The organism is Vreelandella janggokensis (genome assembly GCF_031451615.1).
In the GTDB taxonomy this organism is placed as follows: domain Bacteria; phylum Pseudomonadota; class Gammaproteobacteria; order Pseudomonadales; family Halomonadaceae; genus Vreelandella; species Vreelandella janggokensis.
Genome location: NZ_JARWAJ010000002.1, coordinates 58,185 through 70,831 on the forward strand (window position 1 = coordinate 58,185; position 12,647 = coordinate 70,831).

Annotated in this window: 12 protein-coding genes; 8 read left to right on the forward strand and 4 right to left on the reverse strand. The window is 55.2% G+C overall.

Annotated features, from left to right (window positions below; all coding sequences use genetic code 11):
• Positions 1–217: 217 nt before the first annotated feature.
• From hemL to QC816_RS07005, 4 genes are read right to left on the reverse strand one after another with little or no spacing between them, the layout of a single operon-like run.
• A complete protein-coding gene (hemL, locus tag QC816_RS06990) occupies positions 218–1,498 on the reverse strand; it encodes a glutamate-1-semialdehyde 2,1-aminomutase (RefSeq protein WP_085919179.1) in 1,281 nt (426 codons plus the stop codon).
• Positions 1,499–1,533: 35 nt separating this feature from the next.
• Entirely contained in the window at positions 1,534–2,343 is an 810-nt protein-coding gene (gene thiD, locus QC816_RS06995) for a bifunctional hydroxymethylpyrimidine kinase/phosphomethylpyrimidine kinase (RefSeq protein WP_085919180.1), read from the reverse strand.
• A complete protein-coding gene (gene hemJ, locus QC816_RS07000) occupies positions 2,343–2,774 on the reverse strand; it encodes a protoporphyrinogen oxidase HemJ (protein ID WP_085919181.1) in 432 nt (143 codons plus the stop codon). Before hemJ ends, thiD begins: the two co-directional genes overlap by 1 nt.
• Positions 2,775–2,776: 2 nt before the next feature.
• Positions 2,777–4,585 carry a chloride channel protein gene (locus tag QC816_RS07005; protein WP_264824985.1) on the reverse strand — a complete coding sequence of 603 codons (1,809 nt, stop codon included), beginning with the start codon at positions 4,583–4,585 and terminating at the stop codon, positions 2,777–2,779.
• Positions 4,586–4,714: 129 nt separating this feature from the next.
• Here QC816_RS07005 and argC point away from each other — a divergent pair, with 129 nt between their 5' ends.
• The 8 genes from argC (at position 4,715) to QC816_RS07045 (ending at position 12,616) form a co-directional block, all read left to right on the forward strand.
• Positions 4,715–5,749 (forward strand): N-acetyl-gamma-glutamyl-phosphate reductase, encoded by a 1,035-nt coding sequence (argC, locus tag QC816_RS07010; protein ID WP_309781468.1) that lies wholly within the window; start codon positions 4,715–4,717, stop codon positions 5,747–5,749.
• Between the two features lie 134 nt (positions 5,750–5,883).
• Positions 5,884–6,237: an iron-sulfur cluster insertion protein ErpA gene (erpA, locus tag QC816_RS07015; protein WP_066315652.1), complete on the forward strand. Its 354-nt coding sequence runs from the start codon at positions 5,884–5,886 to the stop codon at positions 6,235–6,237.
• Positions 6,238–6,417: 180 nt separating this feature from the next.
• Entirely contained in the window at positions 6,418–7,188 is a 771-nt protein-coding gene (locus QC816_RS07020; RefSeq protein ID WP_309781469.1) for a transporter substrate-binding domain-containing protein, read from the forward strand.
• A 94-nt stretch (positions 7,189–7,282) separates the two neighbouring features.
• Complete coding sequence (locus tag QC816_RS07025) at positions 7,283–7,954, forward strand: amino acid ABC transporter permease (RefSeq protein ID WP_085919185.1); 672 nt, start codon at positions 7,283–7,285, stop codon at positions 7,952–7,954.
• Between the two features lie 11 nt (positions 7,955–7,965).
• On the forward strand, positions 7,966–8,724 hold the full coding sequence (locus QC816_RS07030; RefSeq protein ID WP_309781470.1) for an amino acid ABC transporter ATP-binding protein: 759 nt from the start codon (positions 7,966–7,968) through the stop codon (positions 8,722–8,724).
• A 557-nt stretch (positions 8,725–9,281) separates the two neighbouring features.
• On the forward strand, positions 9,282–11,186 hold the full coding sequence (mnmG, locus tag QC816_RS07035) for a tRNA uridine-5-carboxymethylaminomethyl(34) synthesis enzyme MnmG (RefSeq protein ID WP_085919187.1): 1,905 nt from the start codon (positions 9,282–9,284) through the stop codon (positions 11,184–11,186).
• On the forward strand, positions 11,183–11,848 hold the full coding sequence (gene rsmG, locus QC816_RS07040) for a 16S rRNA (guanine(527)-N(7))-methyltransferase RsmG (protein ID WP_309781471.1): 666 nt from the start codon (positions 11,183–11,185) through the stop codon (positions 11,846–11,848). Before mnmG ends, rsmG begins: the two co-directional genes overlap by 4 nt.
• Positions 11,849–12,616: a ParA family protein gene (locus QC816_RS07045; protein ID WP_199284369.1), complete on the forward strand. Its 768-nt coding sequence runs from the start codon at positions 11,849–11,851 to the stop codon at positions 12,614–12,616.
• The last annotated feature ends 31 nt before the right edge of the window (positions 12,617–12,647 follow it).

Below are 12,647 nucleotides of genomic sequence, written 5' to 3' on the forward strand. Positions count from 1 at the left end.
TGTTACAACTAAATGTAGGGGGATGAGTTCCGGGAATCCAGAAGCTACAAAGAGAGAGCAGAGCATGCTATCGCTTTGCCTTGATTCGCCAGTTGTCAGGAGACTATTCATTTTCGCTGGCAGTTTTACTAACGAATCGAATAATGGCTTCTACAATGCAGAGAGCCGCTGATATTCAGCGGCTCTCTGCAGATAGCGGAGTTTTCGTTACTTTCTGTTACATTAAGGCAAAGGCTTTCTCGGCAGCATCCAGGGTTTTTTGAATATCTTCTGGCGTATGGGCGCTGGACATGAAGCCCGCTTCGAACGCCGAGGGCGCCAGATATACGCCTTGGTCGATCATCGCGCCGAAGAAGCGGCGAAACGCTTCGGGGTCACAGGCGGTCGCCTGGGCAAAGTTATCCACACGGCGTTGGCCGGTAAAAAAGATCCCGAACATGCCGCCTGCCGATTGGGTCATCATTGGCACATTGGCGGCGTTGGCGCGTTCCTGCAGACCGGTGCACAAGGTTTCAACACGTTGAGTCAGGGCATCATGGAAGCCGGGTACCTGAAGCTTGGTCAGAAGCGCGATACCAGCCGCCATGGCCAGCGGATTGCCGGAGAGCGTACCCGCCTGGTAAATCGGCCCCATCGGCGAAATGTTCTGCATGATCTCGCGTTTGCCGCCGAAGGCACCGACCGGCATACCGCCACCCACGATCTTGCCAAGGCAGGTGAGGTCGGGGGTCACACCATAATGAGCCTGAGCACCGCCAAGGGCAACCCGAAAGCCGGTCATCACTTCATCAAAAATCAGGATACTGTCGTGCTCGTTACACACGCGGCGCAGCGTCTCGAGAAAGCCTGGCTGCGGCGGAATGCAGTTCATGTTGCCGGAGACCGGCTCGACGATGATACAGGCAATCTGATCGCCCATTTCTTCAAAGCATGCCTCAACACCTTCGGGGTCGTTATACGACAAGGTAATGGTATGTTCGGCAAGCGACGCCGGTACGCCGGGTGAGCTCGGCTCGCCATGCGTCAATGCCCCGGACCCGGCTTTAACCAGCAGCGAATCGGAATGCCCATGGTAGTTGCCTTCAAATTTGACGATCTTGTCTCGCCCGGTGGCGCCGCGTGCCAGACGGATGGCCGACATTGTGGCTTCGGTGCCAGAGCTGGTCATACGCACCATTTCCATCGACGGAATCATTTCGCAGATCAGATCCGCCATGGTGGTTTCAACCGCCGTGGGGGTACCAAACGATAACCCGTTATCCAACCTGGCACGGACCGCCGCAAGCACATCCTGGTCTGCATGCCCGGTAATCATCGGCCCCCATGAACCCACGTAGTCGACGTAGCGATTGCCTTCAACATCGAACAGATAAGCGCCTTGCGCGCGCTCCATGAATACCGGCGGGCGATGCAGCCCCTTGAAGGCCCGCACCGGGGAGTTAACGCCACCAGGAATATGGCGGCTGGCAAGTTCAAACAATTCAGCGGAAGTCGTCATGGCGTCCTCTTCATTAATTGCGTGGCGTCATCAAATCAAAAACGTGAAGCGCGCGGGGTACGATTGGGTAAAAACTGTCCGCTTGGCGTCTCATAGCCATGTGACAAGCTTTGCCAGGTATAGTGCTGAGCTTGCTCACACGCAGTAAGTAAGCGCTCACCTACAGCCAGGCGCGCAGCAATCGCGGATGCCAGCGTGCACCCTGAACCATGAAATTGTTCAGGTAGACGCGGCCATGGCCACTGCCGGGTATTATCCGGTGAATGCAGCGTCAGTAGCACCTGATCGTCATTGCCGGGTAGCGGATCATCGGTTGCTGACACCAGCACCGCCTGACAACCCAGCGAAAGCAAGGCCACCGCCCTGGCCGTATCGTCATCCGTTGACTGACACTCAGGCGTGAGTGCTGCCAACTCGGCCCGGTTGGGCGTCAGGATATCGACCAGAGGAAGCAGCCGCTCGATATACTGTTGACGCAATTCGGGGGTCGAGAGTTCAGCACCGCCACCGGCTTTGAGCACCGGGTCGGCCACCACCGGCACACCGGGGAAACGCCGGATAATCGATATCGCCGCCTCAAGGGTTGACTCGCTGCTAATCAAGCCAAGCTTGATGGCCGCCACCGGCAGAGTCGCGATCTCATCGACCATCTGGTTGATGAGATAAGCATCCGTGGGCACCACCCGCACTACGTTATGGCAGTTTTGAATGGTCAGCGCGGTGGGCACGGTCACCGCCCAGCCGCCGCAGGCAGCAATGGATTCGCTGTCGGCGATCAACCCGGCTCCGCCGGTCGGGTCATGCCCGGCCAGTACTAATACAACAGGAGGTAATGGTTGTCGCATCAGAACGGTTTCACCACCGCCAGCAAGATAATGCCGATCAGGCCAATCACCGGTAACTCGTTAAACCAGCGGAAAAATACATGACTTTTCGTGCAACGTGCCTGGCTGAACTGCTTGAAGTAAATCAGGCAGACGTGATGGTAGGCAATTAACAGCGCAATCAGCAGCAGTTTTACATGCATCCATCCCTGGCTGAGCCAGGCGGGTGCCAGATATAAAAGCCAGCCACCGAAAATCAGCACGGCAATCATCGACGGCATCATGATGCCCCGATAAAGCTTACGTTCCATGGTCGTAAAATACGTCATCGCTTGCTGATCATCAGCATCGCGTGCCTGGGCATGGTAGACAAACAGCCTGGGTAAATAAAACATGGCCGCAAACCAGGTTACCATCGCGATTAGATGAATCGCTTTGATCCATAAATACATTGTCACTCCTTAGGCCAAGGCTCTTTGTGAGATGAATCATTATCGCGAGGATCGCTGTAATGGTAATAACGCTCGATAGCGCCCCGGGTGATGATACCTGAAATACGCTGTTGTTTCGGCCGATTACCGTGAACCACATAAAGCGCGTCCAGAGCGTCATTCTGCAACGTCAAAAAGGCTTCGGAAAGGGTCGCCTGTAGCGCGATGGGTGCCATTTCAAGCCGCTCCCCAGGTACTTCCAATAAATCGATCAATCCTTCAGTTGAGGCGTTATCGCTTGACGACTCATCGTGTTCAATCATCCAACGCGCCAGGGCAGCGGCTTTTAGCCCAAGAACCGGCTTATCAGAACTGGATCGTTCGATCACCAGCCATATCGGGTTATTTTCCAGTAAGCGGCGCGCTTGATCGGGCGTTATCATCCGCGATGTGCGAACTAGATGACGCTCCATCACCGCTGGTACAGACACCCTGGATAGCGCTTGCATCAGCGGTTGCTGTAGCGGGTGCAGCCCATAGCGCACGCTGCTGATAAAAAACCCTTCGCAACCGGTTAATTGACGCGACGTCAAGCAGGCAACTACCACTGCCAACATTCCCGGCAACATGATACCTGGCGTATGGGTTAACTCCAGCAGAGCCATAAGCGCTGCCAGCGGTGCTTGCAAGACGGCTCCCATCATCGCGGCCATTCCCAACATGGCATAAATGCCCGGGTCAGCGGCTTTGGCTTCCCATACCCAGCCCCCCAAGTGGCCACTCAGGGCGCCTGTGGCGGCTCCTATCACCAATACCGGGCCGATGATCCCGATAGGTACCCCGCCGGCAACCGTCAGGGCCGTCACGGCAAGCTTTACCGCAATCAACGCCAGAAGCACCTGAACCGCCAACTGGTTATTGAGCGCGGCGGCCACACTGTCGTAGCCAATCCCTTGCACCTCAGGAAACCAGAAGGCGGCCACACCGGTTATAAGCGCAACAACACCCAGGCGGCCCCACAAGGGCCACTGCTGAAAACGCTGCAAACGCGATAAATGAATGAACCCGCCCGCCAACAAACCAATCACCAGGCCCGTCATCACCACCCAGGGCAGGTTCATTAATGAACCAAGGGCAACGTCGGGGATATGGAACGCCGGTTGATTGCCGTAAACCACTTGCGCCACCAGCGCCCCCATCATGGACGCCAATATAACGGGCATAAAGCTCATCATCGTGTACTCCATCATCACCACTTCCATGGCGAAGATGACACCGGCAATCGGGGTGTTAAACGAGGCTGAAATTCCCGCGGCGGTGCCGCAGGCAACCAGTACCCGTAAACTGTTGTTGGGTAGACGCATCCGCTGACCAAGGCCGCTCGATGCCGCCGCCCCAAGATGAATGGCAGGCCCTTCGCGACCCGCCGAGAGGCCTCCCAGTACGGCCACGACACCCACCCACCATTGGTTGAGCCAGTTACGCAGCGGGAAACGGCCTTGGTGGTAGGTCAAGCGTTCGATGACATGGGCCACGCCAAGCTTGCGGGCCGTGGCTTTCTGGCGGTAAAGCAAGGCGCCGATCAGGCCAACAGCGATAAACGGAAGCGCCACCCGCCCCCAGGGTGCCAGTGACTCAAACGCTTCAGGATTGCCCTCGGGCATATAAAGCAACGCCCCCGCAGAGAGCAGCAAGCGAAACACGACCATCAAGGCACCGGTAATCAGCCCCGACACCAAGCCCAATACGCATAGCTGCGGCAGCGCATCGACATTGGCCAACTGGCGCCGAAAACTGTCTAGGGTGAAATCAGATCGAGAAAAAAGCGCCACAGGCAACCATCCTTGCTCTTGTGTCTATACACTCTTGTGTATCATAGCTGGATACGCATAAACAGCTTGGTATCCTATGCTTAAGCCGTTGGCGATTCGTTTTGCGCTCAAAAACTGCAAGGAGTCATTGTGATTAAGGTAGGCATTGTTGGCGGCACAGGCTACACAGGCGTTGAACTGCTTCGGCTTCTTGCCATGCACCCTCACGTCGAAGTAACAGCCATCACGTCACGTTCAGAAGCGGGCGTGAGAGTCAGCGACATGTACCCAAATCTGCGCGAGCACTACGACACGCTGGCGTTTAGCGAGCCCGACGCCAAACAGCTTGGTCGTCTGGATGCGGTGTTTTTTGCCACGCCCCACGGGGTTGCTCACGCACTGGCCAGTGAACTGCTGGATCAAGGTACCCGCGTGATTGACCTCTCCGCGGATTTTCGCCTACGTGACGCCGACGAATGGGCGCAATGGTATGGTCAGCCCCACGGAGCACCTGCCTTGCTTGGCGAAGCGGTTTATGGCCTGCCGGAAATGCACCGTGAACAGATTAAAACGGCGCGCCTTGTCGCTGTGCCAGGGTGCTACCCCACTGCCGTTCAGTTGGGTTATCTGCCATTGCTGGAGGCCGGTTTGGTCGATGCCGACCGGCTGATCGCCGACTGCAAATCAGGCGTCACGGGTGCCGGTCGCGGGGCTAAAGTCGGTTCGCTATTGGCCGAAGCCAGCGAATCCATGAAAGCGTACGGTGCTTCCGGGCATCGCCACTTGCCCGAAATCCGCCAAGGGCTGACAGACATTCAAGCCGGTGCAGTGAGCCTGACTTTCGTACCGCACCTGACGCCCATGATTCGCGGTATTCACGCCACCCTGTATTCGACGCTCATTGAAGCACCCGGTGACCTTCAGACACTGTTTGAACGTCGCTACGCAGGCGAACCCTGCGTTGACGTCATGCCCCCTGGCAGTCACCCGGAAACACGCAGTGTGAAAGGCACCAATACGTGCCGTATTGCAGTTCACCGCCCGGAGAATAGCGACACGGTAGTGGTGCTATCGGTGATCGATAACCTGGTGAAAGGGGCTTCGGGGCAAGCCGTTCAAAATCTCAATCTGATGTTTGGCTATGACGAAGCCACCGGCCTAAGTGCCCCGGCGGTTATGCCCTAGCCTCCATTGGGTCGGTAATAGTTGACCCTTTTGCTAGGTTTTACTCATAATTAGTATCCATGCAGTCTATTCGCTTCGGGGCGAGCGTCTGTCACTAAAACGACACTCGCCCCATTAGCTCACGGGAGGTAGCCATGAGCAGCGCAGAATCCTTTGTTCCAACGCCACTGTTGTTGTCCGATAGTGCTCAAAAACGCATCAACGCCTTGATGGCAGAGGAAAACAACTCAACGCTTAAACTACGCGTTTATGTCACCGGCGGTGGCTGTTCAGGCTTTCAATACGGTTTCGATTTTGCCGATAACGTTGCCGATGACGACACGGTTATCGAATTTGGTGACGCCGCTCTGGTGGTTGATCCCCTCTCCTACCAATATCTGGTGGGCTCAACCGTTGACTACGAAGAAGGCCTTGCAGGGGCGCGTTTTCGAGTTCAAAACCCCAATGCCACCACTACATGTGGTTGCGGGGCTTCATTTATGGTGTAGCGGTTTCCCTTCAACATCGAACAGCGTCGACCCAGCGTTTATCGCAATTCCCACCCGTGACTTGACGCCCTGATGGTTTCTCGCCAAGGTTATTAGGTCAATAACAGGCTTAAGTACCAGTCGCAAAGCGGTGCACACTGCTTTGCTGGCACTTTGCCATACAAACCACGGGGAAAACCTATGAAATCGCTGCTATCAAGCACCGTACTTTCTTTATCCGCCCTGACGCTTGCGTTGGGCGGCGCTTCTGCTCAGGCGCAAGAGACGCCTAGCGTCAATGTCGCTACCGACCCAAGTTTCGTACCGTTTGAGATGATGGATGAAGACACCGGCGAGATGGTTGGCTTCGACATCGATATCATCAACGAAGTGGCCGACCGGGCAGGCTTTGACGTCAATCTCACCACCATGGACTTTTCAGGCATTATTCCTGCGGTGCAAACCGGCAACCAGGAGATCGCCATTGCCGGGATCACCATTACCGAAGAACGGGCGGAGATCGTTGACTTCTCTGACCCCTACTACGATTCAGGCCTGAGAATCATCGTTCGCGACGATAGCGACGTTGAAGACATTGATGACCTGGAAGGCATGTCCATCGCCACCAAAACAGGCTCCACCAGCTACGATTTTCTGGAAGAAAAGTTTGGTGACGACGCCGACTATACGCCCTACCCCGGCACTTCCGACATGTACATGGCCCTGCTGGGCCGCAACGTCGATGCTGTCTTCTACGACGCACCCAACGTGGCTTATTTCTCGCAAACCCGCGGTGAAGGCCGTACTAAAGTGGTGGGTCCCCTCTACGAAGGCCAGCAATATGGCATCGTCTTCAACAAAGGCAGCGAGTGGGTAGAACCTACCAACGAAGCCTTGGCTGAAATGCGCGAAGACGGCACCTACGATGAAATCTATGAAAAATGGTTTGGTGAAGCGCCCAGCGACGAATAATTATCGCTGAACGTTATTTGACCATTTCATCAGGGCCGGGCGGCATCGCCCCCGGCCCTGTTCGTTTGTCTTCTCATCTCTCAGGAGAACGCGCGTGGAACCGAGCTTTGAGTTTAATTGGGAAGCGACCATTAACTCGATTCCCCATTTGCTACCGGGGATCCCCTACACCCTGCTGATTTCCTTTGGCGGACTCGCCATCGGTTTTTTTATCGGCATCTTTTTTGGCCTCCTGCGCATAAGTCCCCTCCGCTGGCTGCGCTGGCCCGCTATCGTCTACGTCGAGGTCTTTCGCGGCACGCCGATTCTGGTTCAGGTGCTGTTTATCTTCTACGGCCTGCCTCAGTTGTTGGGAAGCCCTATCAATGCGCTCGTTGCAGGTATTGCGGCCATAGCGGTGAACTCGGGGGCTTATATTTCCGAAATCGTGCGGGGCGGTGTTCAATCCATTGAACGTGGCCAGCGGGAAGCCTCCCTGTCGCTGGGTCTTTCACGTACCCAGTCGTTTCGTTACGTTATCTGGCCCCAGGCGTTTCGCCGGATGATCCCGCCCCTGGGTAATCAAAGTATCATCAGCATCAAGGATACCTCTTTATTTTCGGTAATCGGGGTGGGTGAGCTGGTTCGTCAAGGCCAGGTTTATATCGCCAGCACCTTTACCGCGATGGAGGTCTATCTGATGGTGGCCATCATGTACCTGGCTATCACCTGGACCCTTTCAATCATCTTGCGACAGCTTGAAAACAAAGGCTTGGTAGGCCAATAAGGAGACGCACAATGAACGACAAAGCTCAGCAGATTGTGCGTATGCAGCAGCTCAATAAACACTTTGGTAGCCTGCACGTACTCAAAGACATAGATATGCACATCACACCTGGCGAAGTGGTCGTGGTGATCGGTGCAAGTGGGTCGGGTAAATCCACCCTGATCCGCTGCATCAACGGACTGGAAGAATTCCAGTCCGGTTCGCTGGAAGTTGACGGTAACGAGTTGCTACCTAACGGCAAGAGTAGCCAGGCACTACAAACCATCCGTACCGAAGTCGGCATGGTGTTTCAGCAATTCAACCTGTTTCCTCATTTAAGCGTTATCGACAATATCACCCTCGCTCCCATGAAAGTACGTGGCTGGAACCGTTCAGACGCCCTGGAAGCTGCCAAGCGACTGCTTGACCGCGTTGGGATCTCCGACCAGGCGGATAAGTATCCCAGCCAGCTGTCTGGCGGTCAGCAGCAGCGTGTGGCACTCGCGCGTGCACTTGCCATGGAACCGCGATTAATGCTGTTTGACGAGCCTACGTCGGCGCTGGACCCCGAAATGATTGGCGAGGTACTGGATGCCATGCGAGAGCTCGCTAAAGAGGGCATGACCATGGTGATCGTCACCCATGAAATGGGCTTTGCGCGTGAAGTCGCCGACCGTGTGGTGTTCATTCACCAGGGGGAAATCACCGAAGAGGGGCCTCCCGAACAGCTATTCGATGCGCCTCGACACGAACGTACGCAATCGTTTTTAGCCCGGGTACTCAAGCACTGATTTAGCCAAAAAATACGCTTGGTAACCGACATTTGATGGCCTGTGATCACCACAGGCCATTTTTTTTGCCTGTGGATAATTTATTTCTATAGGTTGTCACAACCTGCTTTTAACCTGCATCACGCCGCCTTCGAACTCGATACCAGCGTATTTCCTTCCCTTGTTCACAGTCACGGTAACAACCCTGGTATACACGAGTGGAAAACCCGTGCCTCATCACAGCGGTGGATAAAACAAGCTTTCATCCACAGGCCCAACACGGTTTCTACTCAGTTAGTCCGCCGTTTAATCATGTAGAAGTCAACAATATAAAGTATTGATAAAAATGAGATAAAATCGCTTATCAACAGATTTTGTCCACACCAGTAGTAACAACATCAATAGAACTTCTCTTATATAATATTTATGTTGTTATTAGTAAGCGCTGCTGAACAAACGGGGTGTGGAAAAAACTGACGGTTACCCACAAGGGGTTTATACTGGCGGGCTTATTGAATTAAGGTGCGCATGCACCGACTCAACTCATCCGTGCCTGATGGCACAAGACGAGGTGTCTCTTGAATTACCCTGACCGCTTTGATGTCATTGTCATCGGCGGTGGCCATGCGGGAACTGAAGCCGCATTGGCCTCTGCTCGCATGGGCTGTCAAACCCTGTTGCTTACGCACAACATCGAAACGCTCGGCCAAATGTCGTGTAATCCGGCAATTGGCGGGATCGGCAAGAGCCATCTCGTCAAGGAAATTGACGCGTTAGGCGGCGCCATGGGTCTTGCCACAGACGCAGGTGGCATCCAGTTTCGTGTCTTGAACGCACGTAAGGGGCCTGCTGTTCGAGCGACCCGCGCCCAGGCTGACCGCGTACGCTACAAAGCTGCCATCCGTGGCATGCTTGAAAACCAGCCAAATCTGACGATTTTCCAGCAGGCTGCAGGCGATCTGATTGTGGATAACGACACCGTGCGGGGCGTGGTGACGGAAACCGGTATCCGGTTTCACAGTGAATCCGTCGTGCTCTCGACCGGTACTTTTCTCGGCGGTGTGATCCACATCGGACTTGATCAAACTCGCGGTGGCCGAGCAGGCGATGCGCCCTCCAATGCATTGGCTGAGCGACTGCGTGCCCTGCCGTTCCGGGTTGATCGTCTGAAAACCGGTACACCCCCACGCATTGATGCCAAAACCGTTGATTTCTCTCAACTTGAAGAACAACCTGGTGACACGCCAACGCCGGTGATGTCCTATCTGGGCTCAAGGGAAATGCACCCCGAACAGATGAGCTGTCACATTGGGCACACCAACGAGCGCACCCATGAGATCATCATGGCGAACCTCGAACGTTCACCAATGTATTCGGGCGTGATCGAGGGCATCGGGCCACGCTATTGCCCTTCGATTGAAGACAAGGTCCATCGCTTTGCCGATAAATCGAGCCACCAGATATTTATCGAACCCGAAGGCCTGGATACCAATGAGCTGTATCCCAACGGAATTTCCACTTCATTGCCGTTTGATATACAGCTTCAGGTCGTACGCTCGATCAAGGGAATGGAAAACGCGCATATCACCCGGCCAGGCTACGCAATCGAGTACGATTTCTTTGATCCACGGGATTTGCAGCACTCCCTGGAAACCAAATTTATCCACAACCTGTTTTTTGCCGGACAAATCAACGGCACGACCGGTTACGAAGAAGCCGGGGCTCAGGGCTTGCTCGCTGGACTGAACGCGGCACGCCGTGCCAGGCAGTTGGAAGCGTGGTATCCACGCCGTGACGAAGCTTACCTTGGGGTACTGGTCGATGATCTGATCACCATGGGTACCAAGGAGCCCTACCGCATGTTCACGTCACGCGCGGAATACCGTCTGTTGCTGCGTGAAGACAACGCCGATCTCCGGCTCACTGAAAAAGGTCGCGAATTGGGGCTGGTGGATGACATGCGCTGGGCAGCGTTCAGTAAAAAGCGCGATGCCATCGAGCACGAGTCGGCTCGGCTTGCCAGTACCTGGGTTCAGCCGAAAAGCCCGGCCGCCGCTGTTATCGCCGAGCACACCGGCCAGGCGTTGAACCGTGAGTACCGGTTGAGCGATCTGCTGAAACGCCCGGAACTGAGCTATGCGACCTTGACCCATCTTCCCGGTCTGGAAGCTTCTCCGGTGACCGACGAGGCCGTGGCTGAACAAGTGCAGATTCAGGCAAAATATCAGGGGTATATCGATCGTCAGCAGGACGAGATTGATAAACTCAAACGCCATGAGGCGATGCCCCTACCTGCTGATCTGGATTATCACCGCGTTGAAGGCCTGTCCAATGAGATTCGCCAAAAACTCAGCGAAGCACGGCCTGAAACTCTCGCCCAGGCGGCGCGTATTTCGGGCGTGACGCCTGCGGCCGTATCGATATTGCTGATTCAACTCAAGAAACGTCGGCTGATATCGACACCCGAGGTGGCCAACGGATGAGCGGCGTATCAACGCTGTTTTCCGATTTACCCAGCCAGGTCGAAACGCGGCTGGATGAAGGTCTCAGCGCATTAGGCACCCCAATAACAGCCCAGCAGCGTGATCAACTGCTGGGCCTGCTTGCGCTATTGCACAAGTGGAACCGGGCTTATAATCTCACCGCAGTACGCGATGTTAACGACATGGTATCGCGCCACTTGCTGGATAGTGCAGCCGTGCTGCCGTTTGTCGAAGGGCCCAAGCTTCTTGATGTTGGTGCAGGTCCCGGGTTGCCGGGGCTGGTCCTGGCCATTCTCAAGCCCGAGCTATCCGTGACCCTTCTGGACAGCAATGGCAAGAAAGTCCGCTTTCAGCGCCAAGCGGTGATGGAGCTCGGATTGTCGAACGTGACCCCCGTTCAAGCGCGGGTAGAGCAGTTTGCTGACAGCGTCTTTGATCAAGTGATTTCGCGGGCATTTGCCAGTTTGGTGGATTTTGTCAATCTGACGCGAAAACTTCCGACGGCGGAAGGACAGTGGCTGGCGATGAAAGGCCCTGGTGCCAATGAAGAATTGCGTGATCTGCCGGGTGATGTTCAGCTTTATGCAAGACACGCGTTACATGTCCCCTTTGAGACGGCCGAGCGACAGCTGTTGATTCTGACCCCACAAGGAGTTGAGTAAGTGAGCCAGATCATTGCCCTGACCAACCAGAAAGGCGGCGTGGGCAAGTCCACTTCAGCCGTCAACTTGGCGGCCAGCTTCGCCGGACTCGACCGCCGTGTACTCCTGGTGGATCTTGATCCACAGGGGCACGCCAGCATGGGCAGTGGTATCGACAAGCACAGCTTGGAAAAAAGCGTTCTCGACGTCCTGTTAGGTGAGGCGAGTGCTGCCGATACGATTGTCCGGCAGCCGCCCGTGAAATACGATGTGCTGCCCAGCAACGGCGACTTGACCGCCGCGGAGGTCGAACTCATGCATTCAGACCACCGCGAAAGTGGCTTGACGACGGCGCTGTCGGGCGTATTGTCACAATACGACGTCGTACTGATTGACTGCCCGCCGTCGCTTAATATGCTGACAGTGAATGCCCTTACAGCGGCACACGGCGTGTTGATTCCACTGCAGTGTGAATTCTATGCACTGGAAGGCCTTTCGGCGCTGCTGGACACGGTCGAGCAGATTAAACAGAGCATCAACCCTGATCTGGCTGTCTCCGGTATTTTGCGTACCATGTACGATAAACGCACCAGCCTGACCCGTGAAGTCGACAAGCAACTGCGCGATTATTTCGGGGATGCACTGCTGAAAACCACGATTCCGCGTAATGTTAAAGTGGCTGAAGCGCCCAGCCATGGCCTGCCGGTTACCCAGTACGCGCGCTTTTCCCGCGGCAGCCAGGCTTACCGTGTGTTAGCGAAAGAGCTAATTCGTCGACTCGCGCTATAATCACCACGACTGATCTATTTATCACGAGGGA

Coding starts and splice junctions, on each gene's coding strand:
- hemJ (WP_085919181.1), bottom strand. CDS start 2,774: ATGTATTTATGGATCAAAGCGATTCATCTAATCGCGATGGTAACCTGG.
- rsmG (WP_309781471.1), top strand. CDS start 11,183: ATGAGCGGCGTATCAACGCTGTTTTCCGATTTACCCAGCCAGGTCGAA.
- hemL (WP_085919179.1), bottom strand. CDS start 1,498: ATGACGACTTCCGCTGAATTGTTTGAACTTGCCAGCCGCCATATTCCT.
- thiD (WP_085919180.1), bottom strand. CDS start 2,343: ATGCGACAACCATTACCTCCTGTTGTATTAGTACTGGCCGGGCATGAC.
- erpA (WP_066315652.1), top strand. CDS start 5,884: ATGAGCAGCGCAGAATCCTTTGTTCCAACGCCACTGTTGTTGTCCGAT.
- QC816_RS07030 (WP_309781470.1), top strand. CDS start 7,966: ATGAACGACAAAGCTCAGCAGATTGTGCGTATGCAGCAGCTCAATAAA.
- QC816_RS07020 (WP_309781469.1), top strand. CDS start 6,418: ATGAAATCGCTGCTATCAAGCACCGTACTTTCTTTATCCGCCCTGACG.